This is a genomic window from Pseudomonas sp. LBUM1673 (assembly GCF_059695645.1).
In genome coordinates this window covers 4,376,671-4,397,439 of record NZ_CP166780.1, presented here as the reverse complement: position 1 = coordinate 4,397,439, position 20,769 = coordinate 4,376,671, and the positions used below count along the sequence as shown (strand labels likewise).

The 20,769-nt window shown below is 59.9% G+C and carries 14 protein-coding genes; 7 read left to right on the top strand and 7 right to left on the bottom strand.

Features of this window, described 5'->3' with window-relative positions; genetic code table 11:
* Positions 1-138 precede the first annotated feature (138 nt).
* From ACA044_RS20305 to acnA, 3 genes are all read right to left on the bottom strand, one after another.
* On the bottom strand, positions 139-1,704 hold the full coding sequence (locus ACA044_RS20305; protein ID WP_497442985.1) for a methyl-accepting chemotaxis protein: 1,566 nt from the start codon (positions 1,702-1,704) through the stop codon (positions 139-141).
* A 104-nt stretch (positions 1,705-1,808) separates the two neighbouring features.
* Positions 1,809-2,600, bottom strand: coding sequence for a CPBP family intramembrane glutamic endopeptidase (locus ACA044_RS20300; protein WP_497442984.1), 792 nt, complete (start codon positions 2,598-2,600; stop codon positions 1,809-1,811).
* Between the two features lie 290 nt (positions 2,601-2,890).
* Positions 2,891-5,632 (bottom strand): aconitate hydratase AcnA, encoded by a 2,742-nt coding sequence (acnA, locus tag ACA044_RS20295; RefSeq protein WP_497442983.1) that lies wholly within the window; start codon positions 5,630-5,632, stop codon positions 2,891-2,893.
* Between the two features lie 222 nt (positions 5,633-5,854).
* On the opposite strand from acnA, the gene rlmM reads away from it, so the two are divergent.
* Positions 5,855-6,928 (top strand): 23S rRNA (cytidine(2498)-2'-O)-methyltransferase RlmM, encoded by a 1,074-nt coding sequence (rlmM, locus tag ACA044_RS20290; protein ID WP_367372223.1) that lies wholly within the window; start codon positions 5,855-5,857, stop codon positions 6,926-6,928.
* A 94-nt stretch (positions 6,929-7,022) separates the two neighbouring features.
* Positions 7,023-7,274 carry a sulfurtransferase TusA gene (gene tusA, locus ACA044_RS20285; RefSeq protein WP_497442982.1) on the top strand — a complete coding sequence of 84 codons (252 nt, stop codon included), beginning with the start codon at positions 7,023-7,025 and terminating at the stop codon, positions 7,272-7,274.
* A gap of 139 nt (positions 7,275-7,413) precedes the next feature.
* Here tusA and ACA044_RS20280 read toward each other — a convergent pair whose 3' ends face one another.
* On the bottom strand, positions 7,414-8,826 hold the full coding sequence (locus tag ACA044_RS20280) for an MATE family efflux transporter (RefSeq protein ID WP_497442981.1): 1,413 nt from the start codon (positions 8,824-8,826) through the stop codon (positions 7,414-7,416).
* Between the two features lie 215 nt (positions 8,827-9,041).
* Here ACA044_RS20280 and pdxB point away from each other — a divergent pair, with 215 nt between their 5' ends.
* Positions 9,042-10,184, top strand: coding sequence for a 4-phosphoerythronate dehydrogenase PdxB (pdxB, locus tag ACA044_RS20275; RefSeq protein ID WP_497442980.1), 1,143 nt, complete (start codon positions 9,042-9,044; stop codon positions 10,182-10,184).
* 174 nt (positions 10,185-10,358) lie between these two features.
* Here pdxB and ACA044_RS20270 read toward each other — a convergent pair whose 3' ends face one another.
* Positions 10,359-10,538, bottom strand: a complete 180-nt coding sequence (locus ACA044_RS20270; RefSeq protein ID WP_030128426.1) for a PA1571 family protein — start codon at positions 10,536-10,538, stop codon at positions 10,359-10,361.
* A 266-nt stretch (positions 10,539-10,804) separates the two neighbouring features.
* Here ACA044_RS20270 and ACA044_RS20265 point away from each other — a divergent pair, with 266 nt between their 5' ends.
* On the top strand, positions 10,805-12,583 hold the full coding sequence (locus tag ACA044_RS20265) for an ABC transporter transmembrane domain-containing protein (protein WP_497442979.1): 1,779 nt from the start codon (positions 10,805-10,807) through the stop codon (positions 12,581-12,583).
* A gap of 124 nt (positions 12,584-12,707) precedes the next feature.
* Here ACA044_RS20265 and ACA044_RS20260 read toward each other — a convergent pair whose 3' ends face one another.
* Entirely contained in the window at positions 12,708-14,636 is a 1,929-nt protein-coding gene (locus ACA044_RS20260; protein WP_497442978.1) for a transglycosylase SLT domain-containing protein, read from the bottom strand.
* Between the two features lie 213 nt (positions 14,637-14,849).
* Between ACA044_RS20260 and ACA044_RS20255 the strand changes: the two genes are divergently transcribed.
* Positions 14,850-16,769, top strand: a complete 1,920-nt coding sequence (locus tag ACA044_RS20255; RefSeq protein ID WP_497442977.1) for an ATP-binding cassette domain-containing protein — start codon at positions 14,850-14,852, stop codon at positions 16,767-16,769.
* Between the two features lie 192 nt (positions 16,770-16,961).
* On the opposite strand, the gene ACA044_RS20250 is transcribed toward ACA044_RS20255, so the two are convergent.
* A complete protein-coding gene (locus ACA044_RS20250; protein WP_030128421.1) occupies positions 16,962-17,399 on the bottom strand; it encodes a universal stress protein in 438 nt (145 codons plus the stop codon).
* A 105-nt stretch (positions 17,400-17,504) separates the two neighbouring features.
* Between ACA044_RS20250 and ACA044_RS20245 the strand changes: the two genes are divergently transcribed.
* Positions 17,505-17,942 (top strand): hypothetical protein, encoded by a 438-nt coding sequence (locus ACA044_RS20245; RefSeq protein WP_497442976.1) that lies wholly within the window; start codon positions 17,505-17,507, stop codon positions 17,940-17,942.
* Positions 17,943-18,593: 651 nt separating this feature from the next.
* The gene (gene fadB, locus ACA044_RS20240) at positions 18,594-20,741 is read left to right on the top strand and encodes a fatty acid oxidation complex subunit alpha FadB (protein ID WP_497442975.1); all 2,148 of its coding nucleotides are present in this window, start codon (positions 18,594-18,596) and stop codon (positions 20,739-20,741) included.
* The last annotated feature ends 28 nt before the right edge of the window (positions 20,742-20,769 follow it).

Below are 20,769 nucleotides of genomic sequence, written 5' to 3'. Positions count from 1 at the left end.
CTCGCTCCTACAGGTTATCAGCGCCCACACGATCGACGCATGACCTGTAGGAGCGAGGCTTGCCCGCGAAAGCGATCTGCCAGTCAATAAAAAACCCGGAAGTTTTCACCTTCCGGGTTTTTGCCTTTCCAGCATCAATCAGCGGTTAAACCGCTCCACCAACGAGTACTGGGTATTTGCAGTCTTGGTCAGTTCTTCACTCAACAACGCCGAGTGTTGAGCCTGTTCCGAAGTCTGATCCGCCAGTTGCGAGATGTTGCTGATATTGCGGCTGATCTCTTCAGCCACCGAACTTTGCTCTTCAGTCGCAGCGGCGATCTGGGTGGTCATATCGGTGATGTGGGCCACCGCTTCGCTGATGCCCACCAGCGCCTGATCCGCTTCCAGTACCCGCGCCACACCTTCTTCAGCCTGGCGATGGCCAGTTTCCATGGTTTGCACCGCCGTGCTGGCAGTCTGTTGCAGTTTGGCGATCAGGGCATGGATCTGCCCGGTGGATTCGCTGGTGCGTTGTGCCAGTTGCCGGACTTCGTCGGCCACCACCGCAAAACCACGGCCCATTTCGCCGGCACGCGCGGCTTCAATGGCGGCGTTCAAGGCCAGCAGGTTGGTCTGGTCGGCAATGCCTTTGATCACATCGACCACGCCGCCGATTTCGTCGCTGTCCTTGGCCAGTTGCGTGACCGTCAGGCCGGTTTCACCGACCACCACCGACAGGCGCTGGATGGCTTCACGGGTTTCCCCGGCAATATCGCGACCGCGACCGGTCAGGCGATTGGCTTCCTGAGTGGCGTCGGCGGTGCGCTGCACATGGCTGGCAACTTCCTGCGTGGTGGCGGCCATTTGATTCACGGCGGTGGCCACTTGCTCGGTTTCGACGCGCTGACGTTCCAGGCCGGTGGAGCTGTTGTGGGCCAGGGTGTCGGACTGTTTCGCTTGGTCGCTCAGGTGCTCGGCGGTGTCCTGCAGGCGGGTCAGACAGGTTTTCAGACGGGCTTCCTGGCTGAGGATCGACATCTCCAGGCGCGCCTGGGCACCGCGACTGTCGGTGTACATCTGCGCGATCAGCGGGTCGGAGGTGGTTTGCCCGGCCAGTTGCAGCAGGCGCTTGAGGCCGCGCTGTTGCCAGCTCAAACCCAACAGACCCAATGGCACCGACAGGCCGGCGGCCAACGCAAAACCCCATTGGGAATTGAGAGACGTACCAATCATGAAACTCAATTGGCTGACCAGAATAAACGGCAGCCAGTCCTGCAGCACCGGCAGCCATTTGTTTGTTGAAGGAATCGCCGACTTACCCTGGTTGATGCGTTGGTAGAGCGCTTCGGCACGGCGGATCTGCTCGGCGGTGGGTTTGACCCGCACCGACTCGTAACCGATCACCTGATTGCCGTCGAACACCGGTGTGACGTAGGCGTTAACCCAGTAGTGGTCACCGGACTTGCAGCGATTCTTGACAATGCCCATCCATGGCAAGCCTTGTTTCAGTGTGCCCCACATGTGCGCGAACACCGCAGCCGGGACGTCGGGGTGACGCACCAGGTTATGCGGCGCACGGATCAGTTCCTCACGAGAAAACCCGCTGATTTCGACGAAAGCGTCGTTGCAGTAGGTGATCACGCCCTTGGCATCGGTGGTGGAAATCAACCGTTGCTGAGCCGGGAAGGTCCGTTCGCGTTGGGTAATGGGCTGGTTGTTACGCATGGCTTTTTCAATCCGCAAGGCTTTGACGAGGTATCGGCATCGTCAGGCATTTATTGATGTGTTTTTTTCAATCATCGGTGACACGTCGCAAAACGACCGTTGCGTCAGCCGGCGAGCATGGGATAGGTGAAGAGCCCGAAATGCAGCAGATTCAAACCAAAATGGGTGGCGATGGCCGCGCCCAACCCACCGAAACGGTAGGCCAGGCCATAGCCGACCCCGGCCAGACTCGCCAACAGTACCCATTGCCAGCCAGCGCCTAGATGAACGAGGCCGAACAGCATCGATGCGAGCAACAAGGCGAGGTTTTCGCCATAAGGCAGGTGTTTGAACTGCCGGCTCAGACCGCCCTGGATGTAGCCGCGAAACAGCGCTTCCTCCACCAGCGTTACCAGCAACAGATTGTTCAGCACCCACAACCAGGCCTGATCCGGCCACTTAGGTGCCCAACTGATCACGCCCAACAACAGCGCGCCACCCAGGGCCAGCACGACGCTCACGGTCAGGGCGAGGGCAGTGGCATACACGGACAGGCGCAGGGAACGCCGGCCGACAATCCATGGGCAAACCAGCAACAGCCAGAAGCCGATCAGAGGTTTGTCCAGATTCAGGTACATGGCAAACGGCACGGCGTCGACGGTGAACCGCTGTGGAACGATGCCGCGACCATTGTAGAAACCGGGAAGCCAGTGCAGCGCCAGCGCCACCGCCAGGACGATGAACAAGCCGTGGCCGAGGTAGCGGCCAATGGGAACCTGTTGTTGGCGAACGGCGAAAGCGGCGAACAGCAGCAACCCGAAAGAGATGGCGGCCAGCCAGCCGAGTTGGCCGTAGATCAACGCCAGGCCGTAGCCGAGAGAGAGAAGCGCCAGGTAGATCCATGGCAGAGCGATCATTTGAAGTCCTTGTTTCAGAGATTCTGCAGGTTGCCGCGGGCCATGTTGGAGCGACCTGTGGCGAGGGGGCTTGCCCCCGTTGGGTTGCGAAGCAGCCCCAAAATCTCTGATATACCAAAGATCTTGTGAGTGCTACGCACTCAAACGGGGGCAAGCCCCCTCGCCACAGGTCGCTCTCACATTGGTTATGTGTCGTACACAACACCTATGCGATGGGGCGCGCGATTATAGAGACGTACACCGCGTATACAAAAACACCGCCCGAAGGCGGTGTCGTTGTCAGCAGGCTGTTACGAGGCAATCAACTGCCGCAGCACGTAATGCAAAATCCCGCCGGCCTTGAAGTATTCCACCTCATTAAGGGTGTCGATCCGGCACAACACCTCGACCTTTTCCTTGTTGCCGTTTTCACGGGTGACGACCAGCGTCAGGTTCATGCGCGGGGTCAGCTCGACGCCCGTCAGGCCAAGGATGTCCAGGGTTTCTCTGCCGGTGAGGTTCAGGCTCTTGCGGTTCTGATCCAGCTTGAACTGCAACGGCAACACACCCATGCCCACCAGATTGGAACGGTGAATCCGCTCGAAGCTTTCAGCGATGACGGCTTTGACCCCCAACAGGTTGGTGCCCTTGGCCGCCCAGTCGCGGCTCGAACCGGTGCCGTATTCTTGCCCGGCGATCACCACCAGTGGCGTGCCCGACGCCTGGTAACGCATGGCCGCGTCGTAGATCGGCAGCTTCTCCCCGGTCGGAATATAAATCGTGTTGCCGCCTTCTTCGCCGCCGAGCATTTCATTGCGAATACGGATATTGGCGAAGGTGCCGCGCATCATCACTTGATGGTTGCCGCGACGGGAACCGTAGGAGTTGAAGTCCCGCGGTTCCACCCCTTGCTCGCGCAGGTAATGGCCGGCAGGGCTGTCAGCCTTGATGTTGCCGGCCGGGGAGATGTGGTCGGTGGTTACCGAATCACCGAGCAGCGCGAGGACTTTCGCCCTTTCGATATCCTTGACCACCGGCGGCGGGCCGCCGATGTCATCGAAGAATGGCGGATGCTGGATATACGTCGAATCGCTGTTCCAGACATAAGTCGCCGCTTGCGGCACTTCGATCGCCTGCCACTGCTCGTCGCCGGCAAACACTTCGGCGTACTCCTTGTGGAACATCGCGGTGTTCACCTGAGTCACCGCGTCGGCGATTTCTTTGGTGCTCGGCCAAATGTCTCGCAGATAAACCGGGTGACCGTCCTTGTCGTTGCCCAAGGGCTCGCTGCTGATGTCGATGCGCACCGTGCCGGCCAACGCATAGGCGACGACCAGGGGCGGGGAGGCCAGCCAGTTGGTTTTCACCAAGGGATGCACGCGACCTTCGAAGTTGCGGTTGCCCGAGAGCACCGAGGCGACGGTCAGGTCGGCTTTCTGGATGGCTTTTTCGATTGGCTCCGGCAACGGCCCGGAGTTGCCGATGCAGGTGGTGCAGCCATAACCGACGAGTGCAAAACCGAGTTCATCGAGGTAGCGGGTCAGGCCGGCCGCCTTGTAGTAGTCGGTCACCACTTTCGAGCCGGGGGCCAGCGAACTCTTGACCCACGGTTTGCGTGTGAGGCCTTTCTCTATGGCCTTCTTCGCCACCAGCCCGGCCGCCATCATCACGCTGGGGTTGGAGGTGTTGGTGCAGGACGTGATCGCGGCAATCACCACCGCGCCGTTTTTCAGCCGATACGTGCGGCCTTCGTGGTTGTAGTCCGCTTCGCCGATCAGATCGGCGTTGCCCACCGCAACGCCTCCGCCGCCCTCACTTTCCAGGCGACTCTCTTCCTTGCTGGAGGGTTTGAATTGCAGGCCGAGAAAGTCATTGAACGCTTGCGCCACATTTGGCAGCGAGACGCGGTCCTGCGGGCGTTTCGGCCCGGCGAGACAGGCCTCGACGCTGTCCATGTCCAGGGCCAGGCTGTCGGTGAACACCGGCTCCTTGCCGGGCAGGCGCCACAGGCCCTGGGTCTTGCTGTAGGCCTCTACCAGTTTCACGGTTTCCGGGGTGCGGCCGGACAGGCGCAAGTACTCCAGTGTCACCTCGTCCACTGGGAAGAAGCCGCAGGTGGCGCCGTATTCCGGCGCCATGTTGGCGATGGTCGCGCGGTCGGCCAACGGCAGGTCGGCGAGGCCGTCGCCGTAGAATTCGACGAATTTCCCGACCACGCCTTTCTTGCGCAGCATTTGGGTGACGGTCAGCACCAGGTCGGTGGCGGTAATGCCTTCCTTGAGCTTGCCGGTGAGTTTGAAACCGATCACTTCCGGAATCAGCATCGACACCGGTTGGCCGAGCATCGCCGCTTCCGCTTCGATCCCGCCGACACCCCAGCCGAGTACGCCGAGGCCATTGATCATGGTGGTGTGGGAGTCGGTGCCGACCAGGGTGTCCGGAAAGGCATAGGTGCGTCCATCCTCGTCCTTGGTCCAGACCGTGCGGCCCAGGTACTCGAGGTTGACCTGGTGGCAGATGCCGGTGCCGGGCGGCACCACGCTGAAGTTGTCGAAGGCGCTCTGGCCCCAGCGCAGGAAAGCGTAACGCTCGTGGTTGCGCTGCATTTCGATATCGACGTTCTGTTCGAAGGCGCTACTGCTTGCGAACTTGTCGACCATCACCGAGTGGTCGATCACCAGGTCCACCGGCGACAGCGGGTTGATTCGCTGTGGGTCGCCACCGGCCTTGGCCATGGCGGCGCGCATGGCGGCCAGGTCGACCACCGCGGGGACGCCGGTAAAGTCTTGCATCAATACCCGCGCCGGGCGGTACTGGATTTCGCGATCGGAGCGACGCTCCTTGAGCCAGGCGGCAATCGCCTTGAGGTCGGCGCCGGTAACCGTTTTCTCGTCCTCCCAGCGCAGCAGGTTTTCCAGCAACACTTTCAACGACATCGGCAGCGTGTCGAGATCGCCCAGGCTTTTGGCGGCTTCGGGAAGGCTGAAATAGTGGTAGATCTTGTCGTCGACTTGTAAGGTTTTAAGGGTTTTCAGGCTATCGAGGGACGGCATTGAAATATCTCCTTTGGGTCCGCACGGCTACGGACTGGCGGGACAGACAGAGCTCTTAACCTAGCCCTGTTTAGACGTTAAGGCTAATAACTGGACCGTAAGGACAAGTCCAAGGTTCCGATCTCGGCTATCATGCGCCGGTTTTCATGACAGGCTTTGCTTCAACGCAAGTCTGGGCATCGCGCAGTGGCTGAATTCTTCGCCAACTGCCCAGGAGTAAGAATGAACACCCTCTTTATGCATTGCCGGCCGGGCTTCGAAAGCGAAGTCTGTTCCGAGATTTCCGAACATGCCGCGCGGCTGAACGTGGCCGGTTATGCCAAGGCCAAAACCGCTAGCGCCTGCGCCGAATTTATTTGCACCGAAGAAGACGGCGCCGAGCGCCTGATGCGCGGCCAGCGTTTTGCCGACCTGATTTTCCCGCGCCAATGGGCTCGCGGGATTTTCATTGATCTGCCGGAAACCGACCGCATCAGCGTGATCCTTGCGCACATGGCGGACTTCCCGGTGTGCGGCAGCCTGTGGCTGGAAATGGTCGACACCAACGATGGCAAGGAACTGTCGAACTTCTGCAAGAAATTCGAAGGCCACCTGCGCAAGGCGCTGATGGCGGCCGGAAAACTAGTGGAAGACGCCCACAAACCACGGCTGCTGCTGACCTTCAAGAGCGGTCGCGAAGTGTTCATGGGCTTGGCGGAGTCGAACAATTCGGCGATGTGGCCGATGGGTATTCCACGTCTGAAGTTTCCGCGTGAGGCGCCGAGCCGTTCGACCCTCAAACTGGAAGAGGCCTGGCACCATTTCATCCCCCGCGACCAGTGGGACGAGCGCCTGCACAGCGACATGACCGGTGTCGACCTCGGTGCTGCACCCGGCGGCTGGACCTGGCAACTGGTCAACCGTGGCATGCTGGTGACCGCCATCGACAACGGTCCGATGGCCGAAAGCCTGATGGACACCGGTTTGGTGCAGCACTTGATGGCTGACGGTTTCACCTTCAAGCCCAAGCAACCGGTGGACTGGATGGTCTGCGACATCGTCGAGAAACCGGCGCGCAACGCCGCGATGCTGGAAGAATGGATTGGCGAGGGGCATTGCCGGGAAGCGGTGGTCAACCTCAAGCTGCCGATGAAACAGCGTTACGCCGAAGTGAAGCGCTTGCTGGAACGAATTGCCGACGGGTTCAAGGCGCGGGGTATTCGGGTCGAGATCGGCTGTAAGCAGCTGTATCACGACCGAGAAGAAGTGACCTGCCATCTTCGCCGGCTCGACGTAAAGAAACCCAAGTCCCGCTAAAACGCCTCGCTCCTACAGAGACGGCGGCTTTATGCCATAGGTGACCGAACACCCGGCTTTGCGCGACAATACCGGCAAGCTTCAGGAGTAAACCATGAGTGAAATGATCGATACGCCGGTAGACGGTACCCTCGACGCCACCGGCCTCAATTGCCCGGAGCCGGTGATGATGTTGCACCAGCACATCCGCGACCTGGTGCCCGGCGGTTTGCTGAAGGTGATCGCTACCGACCCGTCGACCCGTCGCGACATTCCCAAGTTCTGCGTGTTTCTCGACCACGAGTTGGTGGCGCAGCATGAACAGGCAGGCACCTACCTGTACTGGATCCGCAAGAAGTTTGATTAACGGGCACAAAAAAGGGCCTGCCTATGCAGGTAATGTCGATAAGTTAAGGGTAAATCGGACACGTAGGAGCCAGCGGTGCGGCGATCCGACTTGCCGGCGAAGGCGTCCTTAAGAGCGCTTTCGCCGGCAAGCCTGGCTCCTACGAACCCGCCGAACGACTGATGCGGATCCGCTTGCGTGCACTGCGCGTCAGGCGGATCGACAGCATCAGCGCCGCGCAACTCAAGCCCACGATCAATCCCTGCCACAACCCGCTCGGGCCGCTCGGCGTACCGAACCAGTCGGTCAGGCCCAGGGCGTAACCCACCGGCAAACCGATCCCCCAATAAGCGAACAGCGTCAGGATCATCGTCACCCGAGTGTCCTGATAGCCCCGCAGTGCGCCGGCCGCCGTCACCTGGATGGCATCGGAAAACTGGAACAGCGCCGAGTACACAATCAGCATCGCAGCCACTTGAATCACTGTCGGGTCGGCGGTGTAGATCGCGGCGATGGGTTCGCGCAGCAACAGCATCAGGCTCGCCGACAGGCACGCGTAAACCAGGGCGGTGCCCATGCCGACACCGGCGGCGAAACGTGCTTGCCGTGGTTCTTCACGGCCGAGTGCCTGGCCGACCCGTACGGTCACGGCCATGCCCAGGGAGTAGGGGATCATGAACACCAGCGAGCTGAAGTTCAGGGCAATCTGGTGCCCGGCGACCACGGTGGCGCCGAGGCTACCGATCAGCAGGGCGATCACGGCGAAGATGCTCGACTCGGCGAACACCGCAATGCCGATCGGCAGGCCGATGCCCAGCAAGCGTTTGATCACCGACCACTGCGGCCAGTCGAATCGGCTGAACAACTGACTCGACTGATAGGCCGGCGCCCAGCGCTCCCAGCCGGCCATGCCCAACGCCATCACCCACATCACGATCGCCGTGGCCCAGCCGCAGCCGACACCGCCCATGGCTGGCACACCCAAGTGGCCATAGATGAAGATGTAGTTCAGCGGAATATTCAGCGCCAGCCCGCACAGGCCAAGCACCATGGCCGGGCGCGTGCGACCCAGACCATCACTGAAGCAACGCAGCACGTGATAGAGCGCGACGGCGGGCAGGCCGCTGGCGATGCCGTGCAGATACTGCATGCACGGGCCGATCAGCTCGGGGTCGACCTTCATGATGTGCAGGATCGGTTCGGCGCTGAACAGCATGCCGGTCGCCATCAAGCCCACCACCAGCGCCAGCCACAGCGCCTGACGCACGATCGGGCCAATCTCGCTGTGAGTACCGGCACCGAAGCGCTGGGCGACTTTCGGGGTGGTGGCCAGCAGCGTGCCGGTCATCAGCAAAAACACCGGCACCCAGATCGAGTTACCCAGCGCGACGGCTGCGAGATCGCGAGGCCCGACGCGACCGGCCATCACTGCATCGACGAAGCCCATGGCGGTGGTCGCCAGTTGCGCGATCATGATCGGCAACGCCAGGCCGAGCAGGTTTTTCAGCTCCAGGCGAACCCGGGCCGGGCGGTCGAGGGAAATAGCGGTGGGGCGGTCAGTCACGGAATTCAAGGCGAAACGTCCAAAGGGTTTTGATGCGCGAGGCGGCGCATTCTACGCCTTGACGCAGTGGTCAGGAAAAGTCCTGTGTTAGCGATTTGTAATCGATGTGCGGACATTGCGACGTCCCGTAGCAGGCTGCGCCAGCTGCTACAAGGATGCGTAATGCCCGCTGGCCCACTACCGCCATCTGCGCCTACACTGCCGGTCCGCCAAAGGAGCCCGCCATGCTGATTGTTGCCGACGAAAATATCCCGCTGCTCGATGCCTTCTTCGAAGGGTTCGGTGAAATCCGCCGGGTGCCGGGACGTGCCATCGATCGCGCCACTGTCGAGCAGGCCGATGTGCTGCTGGTGCGCTCGGTGACCAACGTCAACCGCGCATTGCTTGAAGGTAGTAAGGTGCGCTTTGTCGGCACTTGCACCATCGGCACCGATCACCTGGAGCTGGATTACTTTCAGCAAGCCGGTATCACCTGGTCCAGCGCGCCAGGCTGTAATGCCCGGGGTGTGGTCGATTACGTGTTGGGTAGCCTGCTGACCCTGGCCGAAATCGAAGGTGCCGACCTGACTCAGCGCACCTACGGCGTGGTCGGCGCCGGCGAAGTGGGCGGGCGCTTGATCAAGGTTCTGCAAGCTCTGGGCTGGAACGTGCTGGTCTGCGATCCCCCACGGCAAGCCGCTGAAGGGGGCGATTACGTCAGCCTCGAGCAGGTCATCGAACAATGCGACGTCATCAGCCTGCACACTCCGCTGGACAAACAAGGCCCTCAGGCAACCTGGCATCTGTTCGATAAAAACCGTTTGAACCAACTCAAACCGGGCACCTGGCTGATTAACGCCAGTCGTGGCCCGGTGATCGACAACACCGCCCTGCGCCAGGTGCTGTTGCAACGTGAAGATCTGCAAGCGGTGCTGGATGTCTGGGAGGCTGAGCCCGAGGTCGATGTGGCGCTGGCTGAGCTGTGTGTGCTGGCAACGCCGCACATTGCCGGTTACAGCCTCGACGGCAAACAGCGCGGGACGGCGCAGATCTATCAGGCGTTTTGCGAGTTTCTTGGGCAACCGGAGCAGGTCCACCTGAGCGACTTGCTGCCAGCGCCGTGGCTGTCGGCAGTGACATTGAACGCCGACAGTGATCCGGCCTGGGCGCTGGCGATGTTGTGCCGTGGCGTGTACGACCCGCGCCGTGACGACGCGGATTTCCGTCGCAGCCTTGTAGGCAACGTGAGCGAGCAGCGTGCGGCGTTCGATGCGCTGCGCAAGCATTACCCGCTGCGGCGTGAGATTGATGGGTTGAAGGTGCGGATCGAGGGGGATTCGCCGGCGTTGCAGCAAATTGTGGCGGCGTTGGGTGCTTCGGCTGTCTGAGTGCCGGGTTGGTCTTATCGCGGGCAAGCCACGCTCCCACAGGTCATGCGTCAATTTTGGAATCGCGGTAATCCTGTGGGAGCGGGCTTGCCCGCGATAGGGGGCGAAGCACCCTCAAAAGACACCCATAAAAAACCCGGCTAAAAGAGCCGGGTCAAGAAGACGGTGGCTACATCACTTTTGTTCGGCAGGCTTGACCAATCGCTCTTCCAGTTCGCGGCAAGCGTCCTGGATCATGTTTTCAGTGATCGGTACTTCGTGCCCATCCTTATCAATAATCGAGCAACCCAGAGATTGGTCTGGCTGCGTGCGGATCACTGGAATCTTGTCATCGCTGCTGTTTTGCAAGGACATGGCCTGTCTCCTCATCAGGTTGTGTGCTTACTGTAAAACCGCCAGGTGACCGGGCTGTGACAACTCCCTGCGATCTTTCAGGTCGGCATCTTCAGTCCATCAGAAATACCCTGACGTTTCCACCCGGACTTTAGACCAATAATCTCTAGCCACTAGTCTTGACGGTCATAATTAACCTGACTCATTGTGATTTACAGCGTTCAATCCCGTCTGTCGGTGTAGGCTGGTCGGGTCAAAGCCATTGATTGCGCCCTCGGATGATCTTCATGCTCTCTTCCCGTCACCGCCGCGCCATTCGTCTGGCCAGTCGTTTCATCATGCCTTATCGCTGGCCGGCCTTCGGCGCCTTGCTGGCGTTGATCGCCACCGCCGGCATCACCTTGTCCATGGGGCAGGGGATTCGTCTGCTGGTGGATCAGGGTTTCATGACTCAGTCGCCGCATTTGCTCAACCGGTCTATCGGCCTGTTCATGCTGCTGGTGGTCGGTCTGGCGATCGGCACCTTTGCGCGCTTTTATCTGGTGTCGTGGATCGGCGAACGCGTTGTCGCCGACATCCGCCGGCGGGTGTTCAATCATCTGGTCTACTTGCATCCGGGTTTCTACGAAGACAACCGCAGCTCCGAGATCCAGTCACGGCTGACCGCCGACACCACGCTGTTGCAATCGGTGATTGGCTCTTCACTGTCGCTGTTCCTGCGTAATGGGCTGATGGTGATCGGCGGGATTGTCTTGCTGTTTATCACCAACCCCAAACTCACCAGCATCGTGGTGGTCGCGTTGCCGCTGGTGGTCGCGCCGATCCTGATTTTTGGGCGCCGGGTGCGCACCCTGTCGCGGCTGAGCCAGGACCGGATTGCCGATATCGGCAGCTATGTCTCCGAAACCCTGAGTCAGATCAAAACCGTGCAGGCCTACAACCATCAGGTCCAGGACGAGCAGCGTTTTGCCACGACCGTGGAAGAGGCTTTCAACACTGCCCGCAAGCGCATCTTCCAGCGCGCCTGGTTGATTACCCTGGTGATCGTGCTGGTGTTGGGCGCGGTTGGGGTGATGCTCTGGGTGGGCGGTATGGATGTCATCGCCGGGCGGATTTCTGCGGGTGAGCTGGCGGCGTTTGTCTTTTACAGCCTGATCGTCGGCGGTGCCTTCGGCACGTTGAGCGAAGTGATCGGCGAACTGCAGCGAGCGGCGGGGGCCGCAGAGCGGATTGCCGAATTGTTGCGTTCGGAAAACATCATCCAGCCACCGACCCACGGTCTGGTGACTTTGCCTGAACGGGTGAAGGGCGATCTGGTGCTGCAAGATGTGCGCTTTTCCTACCCGTCGCGTCCGCAAAGCTATGCGGTCGATGGTCTGAATCTGACGATCAATGCCGGCGAAACCCTTGCATTGGTTGGGCCGTCCGGTGCAGGAAAATCAACGGTGTATGACTTGTTGTTGCGCTTTTACGACCCCGCCGAAGGACGCATCCTGCTAGACGGTGTGCCGCTGACCCAACTCGATCCTCTGGACCTGCGCCGCTGCTTCGCCCTCGTTTCGCAAACCCCGGCGCTGTTCTTCGGCAGTATCGAAGAGAACATTCGCTACGGCCACCCGACGGCGACCTTGGCCCAGGTGCAGGAAGCCGCGAAAATCGCCTACGCCCATGACTTCATCGAGCAAATGCCCCACGGCTACCAGACTCACCTCGGCGACGCGGGTCTCGGTTTGTCCGGCGGGCAACGCCAACGCCTCGCTATCGCCCGGGCGCTGCTGGTGGACGCGCCGATCTTGCTGCTGGACGAAGCCACCAGCGCCCTCGACGCCCAGAGCGAGCACCTGATACAGCAAGCCCTGCCCAGCCTGATGGAAAACCGCACCACGCTGGTCATCGCCCACCGACTGGCTACGGTGAAAAACGCCGACAGGATCGCGGTGATGGACCAGGGAAAACTGGTGGCGGTGGGAACGCATCAGGAGTTGATTGCGAACAATGCGCTGTATGCCCGGCTGGCGGCGTTGCAGTTCAATGATGGCAAGGCCGAAACCGATCTCCACCTGTAGGAGCTGTCGAGTGAAACAAGGCTGCGATCTTTTGATCTTTTTCGGCACAGTTGAAGATCAAAAGATCGCAGCCTTGTTTCACTTGACAGCTCCTACACAGCTCCTACATAGCCGGCATTAGCGGTTATTGATCGTCGAAATACCGTTCATGCCAATCCACCAGCGGTTGTGGTGAGTTGAGCTTCTGGCCGTAGATTACCGAGTACGACAACACGTTTTGCACGTACTGCCGGGTTTCGTCGAACGGGATGCTTTCTACCCACACATCGAAGCTCAGGTGATCGGCGCCGCGCAGCCATTGACGCACGCGGCCGGGGCCGGCGTTGTAGGCGGCGGAGGCGAGGACGCGGTTGCCGTTGAACTGGCTGTGGACCTGGCTCAGGTAAGCGGCACCGAGCTGAATGTTCTTGTCCGGATCGAACACTTGCTGCGGTGAGGCCAGGGGAATACTGAACTTGCGCGCGGTCTCCTTGGCGGTGCCGGGCATCAGTTGCATCAGGCCGCTGGCGCCGACACCGGAGCGCGCATCAGCCATGAAGGCGCTTTCCTGACGGGTGATGGCGAATACCCAGCTCGAATGCAGGCCACGGACCTTGGCTTCACGGACCAGGGTTTCGCGGTGGGCCATCGGGAAGCGGATATCCAGGTCGTCCCAGTACTTCGCCTGACTGATGGTGCGGATCGCCGGGAAATACCATTTCAGGTCGTAAGCCAGTTTCGCCTGGGCGACCATTTCGTCACGGCTGAAGTGCCTGCTGACGTGGTACCACTCGCGACGACCGTCGACGATCTGCCCGCGCGCATGGAATTCCAGGGCGCGTCGCACGCCCGGGGTATTGCGCACCTTGTTGATCAGCGCCTGGCTGAGCACCAGCGGTTTGTTGTTAAGCGAATAGGGGGATTGCGAGCGGTCGGCCGCCAGGAAACCGTAGAAGTCGCGCTCATGAGCCAGGCTTTTGTAAAGCGTCTGCGCTTCTGGATTTTGCGGCTGCGCCAGCTCCAGGCTGCGAGCCTGCCAGTAACGCCAGCGGTTGGTGGTGGCCAGGTCCTGGGGCAGGCGGCGGGTCAACTGATAGGCATCGTCCCAGCGGGCCAGACGCAACAGCAGGCGCAAGCGCCATTCGGAAACAGTGTTGTCCCGCAGTTCCGGGTCGTATTTGGTCATCACGTCCAGCGCGCGGCTGTCGAAGCGTCGTGCGAGGGTCAGGCCGATTTCCCGGGCAATCGCGACTTTTTCGTCACGGGAGAAATGCATGCTGCTGGCATAACCGTCGAGCAGGGCCATGGCCTTGTCCGGATCCTGACGGGCCAGGCGACGCAGGCCGAGGCTGACGATATCGGACATGGGTTCATCGGCCGGGATGAAGCGTGACGGCTGATTGAGCAGCTCGGGTTTCTGCGCCACATCCACCAGCAGGCGACCGCGCGGGGCAAGTGTCGTCAGGCCATTGATCAGGCTGTTGGCCAGCGGATAATTGCGCGCCTGGGCGGCGAGCTTGGTGCGTTCCCAGCGTTTCTGCTCGGTCAGTTGACCCTCGGCGGCCCACATGCCGAACGCGCCATCGCAAGCGTCGGGCTGGGTTTTGCCGGTCAGCCAGAGTTTGTCGGCGTTGGCGTAGCCCTCGGCCTTGCGGTTATGGCTGATCTGATACTGCGCGTTCAGGCAGTCCAGTTCGGTGAAATTGAGCTTGGGGTCATAATATTTGACGAACGTCGCCCAATCGCCGCGTTCGGTCAGCCAGCGCAGCCAGCGCAATTTCATCCAGTTGGCTTGCGGCAGGTCACCGTGTTCAGCGAGGAATTTCTCGATTTCGGCGTTGCTCGCGGTTTTTAGCCGCGCGGTCAGTTCGTCATAAGCCAGGTAGGGCTCCAGCGGATAATCACGCAGAGCCTGGCTGTAACGGAAATAAGGGCCGGAATCGCCTTTGGCCAAGGCACGCTTGGCTTCATCGTAATACTGGCGTTGGGTGGACAGGTCCACCGCCTGGGCGGATTGCGCGACAGCGGCGGTAAGAAGCAAACACGAAAAAAGATTGAAAAGGCGACTGCGCATGAGACGTCCGGGCAGAGAAATCATGACAAGTGCCGACAAGAGCGGCACTGAATAATCTGTAGCTTAGCCTTTTGCCAGCAGCGGGCGAAAGCTTTGCCGACCTGCCGGCACAAGTTCGCAACAATTGTTGTGCAGAGTGCTTCGACATTGAAATTGCCGGCCTTCTGCAGCCTCAAGTCAGGTAGAATGCGCGCCCGGTTTTTGGAGAAGCTCATGACCCTGCTCAAATTCAGCGATGTGTCCCTTGCTTTCGGCGCTATGCCGTTGTTGGACAAGGTGTCCTGGCAGATCGCCCGTGGTGAGCGGGTGTGCATCATCGGCCGCAATGGCACTGGCAAGTCCAGCATGATGAAGCTCGTCAAGGGCGACCAGAAGCCTGATGACGGCTCTGTTTGGCGCGCACCTGGCCTAAAGATTGGCGAATTGCCGCAAGAATTGCCGGTAGCCGACGAGCGGACCGTGTTCGACGTGGTTGCCGAAGGCCTGGACGGTGTCGGCGAGCTGCTCGCGCAATATCACCACCTGAGCCAGAACATCGTCACCGACGCCGACCTGGACAAACTGATGCATGTCCAGCACGACCTCGAAGCCCGTGATGGCTGGCGTTTGCAGCAACTGGTCGACAGCACCTTGAGCCGTCTGCAGTTGCCGGCCGACAAGACCCTCGCCGAGTTGTCCGGTGGCTGGCGTCGTCGCGTCCTGCTGGCTCAGGCTCTGGTTTCCGAACCCGATCTGCTGCTGCTCGACGAACCGACCAACCACTTGGACATCGGTGCTATTGCCTGGCTTGAAGAAGCGCTGAAGGACTTCCAGGGCGCCGTGCTGTTCATCACGCACGACCGTTCATTCCTGCAGAACCTCGCGACCCGCATCCTGGAACTGGATCGCGGCGGCCTGATCGACTGGAACGGCGACTACGCCAGCTTCCTCGTGCACAAAGAGGCGACTCTGGCTGCTGAAGAAACCGCCAACGCACTGTTCGACAAAAAACTGGCCCAGGAAGAAGTCTGGATCCGTCAAGGTATCAAGGCCCGCCGCACCCGTAACGAAGGCCGCGTCCGTGCCCTGAAAGCCTTGCGCGTTGAGCGCAGCGAGCGTCGTGAGCGCACCGGCAAGGCCAACATTCAGCTGGATACCGCCGACAAGTCCGGCAAGCAAGTGATGGTCCTCGAGAACGTGAGCTTCGCTCACCCGGGCGGCCCGTTCCTGATCAAGGATTTCTCCATGGTGCTACAGCGCGGCGACCGTATCGGTCTGCTCGGCGCCAACGGTACCGGCAAGACCACGCTGCTGAAGCTGATGCTCAGCGGCCTGCAGCCGACCAGCGGCAAAGTGGAAGAGGGGACGCGCATCGACGTGGCCTACTTCGACCAGTTGCGCCATCAGCTGGACCTGGAAAAGACCGTGATCGACAACGTGGCCGAAGGTCGCGACTTCATCGATATCGATGGTCAAAGCCGTCATGTGCTGAGCTACCTGGGCGACTTCCTGTTCAGCCCGCAGCGCGCCCGCACGCCGGTCAAGGCACTGTCCGGTGGTGAGCGTGCCCGTCTGTTGCTGGCCAAACTGTTCAGCAAACCGGCGAACCTGCTGGTACTCGACGAACCGACCAACGACCTGGACGTGGAAACCCTCGAGCTGCTGGAAGAGGTCTTGCTGACCTTCAACGGCACCGTGCTGATGGTCAGTCACGACCGGGCATTCCTCGACAACGTGGTCACCAGCACCCTGGTCTTCGAAGGCGAAGGCAAGGTTCGCGAATACGTCGGTGGTTATCAGGACTGGCTGCGTCAGGGCGGCTCGCCGCGCCTGCTGGGGGTAAGCGAGAGCAAGTCCGGCAAAGCCGACCTGAACTCGGCTGTCGTCACTGCTGAACCCGTGCCAGTCGCTGCAGTGGTAGAGGCGACGGTGGCAAAGAAGAAGCTCAGCTACAAGCTGCAGCGTGAGCTGGAAGCCCTGCCAGGTCAGATCGAAGCCATGGAGCAGCAGATCGTGGTGGTTGAAGCGCAGATGGCGGATGCCGGTTTCTATCAGCGTCCTCCTGCCGAGACGGCTGCGGTGATCGCTCAGCTTGAGCAATTGCAGGCTGAACTCGACGTGATGGTCGAGCGCTGGGCCGAGCTGGATGCCTGATTGATCCGGCTATAAAAAAGCCCGGCGTTCAGTGATGAACGCCGGGCTTTTCGTATGAAATGCGATCTACTGGCCGACATGGATTCACTGTGGGAGCGGGCTTGCTCGCGAAGAGGGACTTACATTCAACATCAATGCTGACTGAATGTCCGCCTTCGCGAGCAAGCCCGCTCCCACATGAGTGTTGTGTTGTCAGCTTTTGATCAGGCGCACCGCGAGTACATCGCAAGGCGCGCCGTGCAGCACGTCATTGGCGGTGGAGCCGAGCAACAGTGCCAGACCATGTCGGCCATGACTGCCTACCACGATCAGGTCGCACGTTTGCTCCTTGGCGAGGTGGTGAATTTCCTGGCGGGGCTGGCCGTAGGTCAAGTGGCTGTATTCCTTGGAAAGTTCCGGGTATTTCACGATCAATCGCTCAAGTCGCTCCTTGGCCTGATCGAACTGTTGCTGTTGCAACTGGGAAAGGTCCATTGGCACGTCGCCGCCAAACGCCATGGCCATCGGTTCGACGATATGCACCAGGGACAGCTTCGCGCCATTACTCACCGAGAGTTCGCGAGCGCGGTGGATTACAGGATCGCACTCTTCGGTTAGATCTACAGCGACCAGAATGTGGTGGTAGGGCATGAGGTGCTCCTCCTGAGGATTGCAACATTTGGTAAGTATGGCTGGTTTCAAGCGCATTGGTTTCAAAGTGACTCAATGGGCTCATCAAGAATCGGGAGTAGAGATATGACGGTCTGGATAGTGGTGTCAATCCTGCTGGTGGTGCTGAGCCCGCTGGCCTGGTTGCGACCGTCTCGCGCTCAGAGCGGGCGCATGGCTCTGCGCATGGAGGCGCGGCGCATTGGCCTTGCCATGCAGCTGGCGCCCCAGGAGTGGCCGCACTGGCTGAGCCAGGAGCCGCCGAGCCCTTGCGCCCAGTACCACCGGCCGCGTCGTGGCACGCAACCGGCGTGCTGGAGTTACTGGCAGAAGGCGCCGGGCGTGTGGGTCAATCAGTGGCAGGAGGTCTGCGAGGATGGAGCGCTGCTGGATCATTTCGAAAAATTGCCGGCCAACGTCTACAAGGTCGAGGCGGACAAGCAAATGATTGCCCTGTATTGGGGCGAGAAGGGCGAAGCATCTGTTTTGCAACAAATCGACACCACCCTCAAAGCACTCGCCTGAACCCGACCTGTAGCAGCTGCCGAGTCTGCGAGGCTGCGTCCGGCGACGAAGTCGTCGTAAACCCTGAGCACGCGATCAGCCTGATGCACCACGGCGCCTGATTTACGACTGCTTCGCAGCCGGACGCAGCCTCGCAGGCTCGGCAGCTGCTACAGAAGGCAATAAAAAGCCCGACATCATCATCGGGCTGAGGTTGGCCAGGCAGGCCGGTAATTCGGTGTGGGGCTGATCTTACGCTGGGCATTCGTCAAAGCGTTCAAGTTTTTTCTTCAGGGTCCCGCCAGCGTAGCTTGTTAAACACAGGCTGCCGGCAATTAGGGCGACTTTTCTAACTATTGATTCTATGAATGGCCTCGCATGGATCGGCGTGTTGAAGGTCTTCGTCGTACGGAAGTGACCGGAAAGTCGCGTTTCAACCAGTGTTTTGGGCGATTGACAATTGTCGGAAATTCCGTGAAGGTGACATACCCAAATCAAACGGGCGTATGAATTGAGCGTTTGTATTACACATCGCTCCTACAGAATCCCGACTATCGCGTTGGCGGGTGTGCCGGGTGAATTGGCGTTAGCATCGACGATAAGCGTCCCTGCCAAACCAGTCGCCTGCGTCCGACGTGTACTGTTCAGCTTCCATATCGTGGAGATCAGTTGATGATTTACGAAGGTAAAGCCATCACGGTTAAGGCTCTTGAAAGTGGCATCGTCGAATTGAAATTCGACCTCAAGGGTGAGTCCGTCAACAAGTTCAACCGTCTTACCCTGAACGAATTGCGTCAGGCGGTAGACACCATCAAGGCAGATGCTTCGATCAAGGGTGTGATCGTCAGCAGTGGCAAGGACGTGTTCATCGTCGGCGCCGACATCACCGAATTCGTCGACAACTTCAAGCTGCCGGATGCAGAGCTTGTTGCTGGCAACCTCGAAGCCAACAAGATTTTCAGCGATTTCGAAGACCTCAACGTCCCGACTGTCGCCGCGATCAATGGCATCGCACTGGGCGGCGGTCTGGAAATGTGCCTGGCGGCAGATTTCCGTGTCATGGCCAGCACCGCCAAAATCGGTTTGCCGGAAGTCAAACTGGGCATCTACCCGGGCTTCGGCGGTACTGTGCGTTTGCCGCGTATCATCGGTGCCGACAACGCCATCGAGTGGATTGCCGCCGGTAAGGAAAACCGCGCTGAAGACGCGTTGAAAGTCGGTGCCGTCGACGCCGTGGTCGCTTCGGAGAAGTTGCAGGAAGCGGCGCTGAATCTGATCAAGGGCGCCATCTCCGGTGAGTTTGACTACAAGGCCAAGCGTCAGCCGAAGCTCGAAAAGCTCAAGCTTAACGCCATCGAACAAATGATGTCGTTCGAAACCGCCAAAGGTTTCGTGGCCGGTCAAGCGGGCCCGAACTACCCGGCGCCGGTCGAAGCGATCAAGACCATCCAGAAAGCCGCGAACTTCGGTCGCGACAAGGCGCTGGAAGTCGAAGCCGCCGGTTTCGTCAAACTGGCCAAGACCTCTGCCGCACAGAGCTTGATCGGTCTGTTCCTGAACGATCAGGAACTGAAGAAAAAGGCCAAGGCCTACGACGAAATCGCCAAAGACGTGAAGCAGGCCGCTGTATTGGGCGCCGGCATCATGGGTGGCGGTATCGCTTATCAGTCGGCCTCCAAAGGTACGCCGATCCTGATGAAGGACATCAACGAGCACGGCATCGAGCAAGGTCTGGCTGAAGCCGCCAAGCTGCTGGTGGGCCGCGTTGATAAAGGTCGCATGACCCCGGCCAAAATGGCTGAAGTGCTCAATGGCATTCGTCCGACCCTGTCCTACGGTGATTTCGGTCACGTCGACCTGGTTGTTGAAGCCGTTGTCGAGAACCCTAAGGTCAAACAAGCCGTGCTGGCCGAAGTCGAAGGCAAGGTCAAAGAGGACACCATCCTCGCGTCCAACACCTCGACCATTTCCATCACCTTGTTGGCCAAAGCCCTCAAGCGTCCGGAAAACTTCGTCGGCATGCACTTCTTCAACCCGGTGCATATGATGCCGCTGGTTGAGGTGATCCGTGGCGAGAAGTCCAGCGAAGTGGCCGTTGCCACCACCGTTGCCTACGCCAAGAAAATGGGCAAGAACCCGATCGTGGTCAACGACTGCCCGGGCTTTTTGGTCAACCGCGTGCTGTTCCCGTACTTCGGCGGTTTCGCCAAACTGGTCAGCGCCGGTGTGGACTTCGTCCGCATCGACAAGGTCATGGAAAAATTCGGCTGGCCGATGGGCCCGGCGTACCTGATGGACGTGGTCGGCATCGACACCGGTCACCATGGTCGTGATGTCATGGCTGAAGGCTTCCCGGACCGCATGAAGGACGATCGCCGTTCGGCCGTCGACGTGCTCTACGAAGCCAAGCGCCTGGGCCAGAAGAACGGCAAGGGTTTCTACGCCTACGAGACCGACAAGCGCGGCAAGCAGAAGAAAGTCGCCGATCCTTCGGTGCTGGAAGTGCTCAAGCCGATCGTGTTCCAACAGCTGGAAGTCACTGACGAAGACATCATCAACTGGATGATGATCCCGCTGTGCCTGGAAACCGTGCGTTGCCTGGAAGACGGCATCGTCGAAACCGCCGCCGAAGCCGACATGGGTCTGGTCTACGGTATTGGTTTCCCTCCATTCCGTGGCGGTGCGCTGCGCTACATCGACTCGATCGGTGTTGCAGAGTTCGTTGCCCTGGCTGACCAGTACGCTGATTTGGGCGCGCTGTACCACCCGACCGCGAAGCTGCGTGAAATGGCCAAAAACGGCCAGAGCTTCTTCGGTTAAGCGCCCACACTAGAGCGAGAGTGAAAGT

What these genes read in the sequence shown, in the direction of transcription:
- ACA044_RS20305 (WP_497442985.1), bottom strand. Translation starts at nt 1,704, where the DNA reads ATGCGTAACAACCAGCCCATTACCCAACGCGAACGGACCTTCCCGGCT.
- ACA044_RS20300 (WP_497442984.1), bottom strand. Translation starts at nt 2,600, where the DNA reads ATGATCGCTCTGCCATGGATCTACCTGGCGCTTCTCTCTCTCGGCTAC.
- acnA (WP_497442983.1), bottom strand. Translation starts at nt 5,632, where the DNA reads ATGCCGTCCCTCGATAGCCTGAAAACCCTTAAAACCTTACAAGTCGAC.
- rlmM (WP_367372223.1), top strand. Translation starts at nt 5,855, where the DNA reads ATGAACACCCTCTTTATGCATTGCCGGCCGGGCTTCGAAAGCGAAGTC.
- tusA (WP_497442982.1), top strand. Translation starts at nt 7,023, where the DNA reads ATGAGTGAAATGATCGATACGCCGGTAGACGGTACCCTCGACGCCACC.
- pdxB (WP_497442980.1), top strand. Translation starts at nt 9,042, where the DNA reads ATGCTGATTGTTGCCGACGAAAATATCCCGCTGCTCGATGCCTTCTTC.
- ACA044_RS20270 (WP_030128426.1), bottom strand. Translation starts at nt 10,538, where the DNA reads ATGTCCTTGCAAAACAGCAGCGATGACAAGATTCCAGTGATCCGCACG.
- ACA044_RS20265 (WP_497442979.1), top strand. Translation starts at nt 10,805, where the DNA reads ATGCTCTCTTCCCGTCACCGCCGCGCCATTCGTCTGGCCAGTCGTTTC.
- ACA044_RS20260 (WP_497442978.1), bottom strand. Translation starts at nt 14,636, where the DNA reads ATGCGCAGTCGCCTTTTCAATCTTTTTTCGTGTTTGCTTCTTACCGCC.
- ACA044_RS20255 (WP_497442977.1), top strand. Translation starts at nt 14,850, where the DNA reads ATGACCCTGCTCAAATTCAGCGATGTGTCCCTTGCTTTCGGCGCTATG.
- ACA044_RS20250 (WP_030128421.1), bottom strand. Translation starts at nt 17,399, where the DNA reads ATGCCCTACCACCACATTCTGGTCGCTGTAGATCTAACCGAAGAGTGC.
- ACA044_RS20245 (WP_497442976.1), top strand. Translation starts at nt 17,505, where the DNA reads ATGACGGTCTGGATAGTGGTGTCAATCCTGCTGGTGGTGCTGAGCCCG.
- fadB (WP_497442975.1), top strand. Translation starts at nt 18,594, where the DNA reads ATGATTTACGAAGGTAAAGCCATCACGGTTAAGGCTCTTGAAAGTGGC.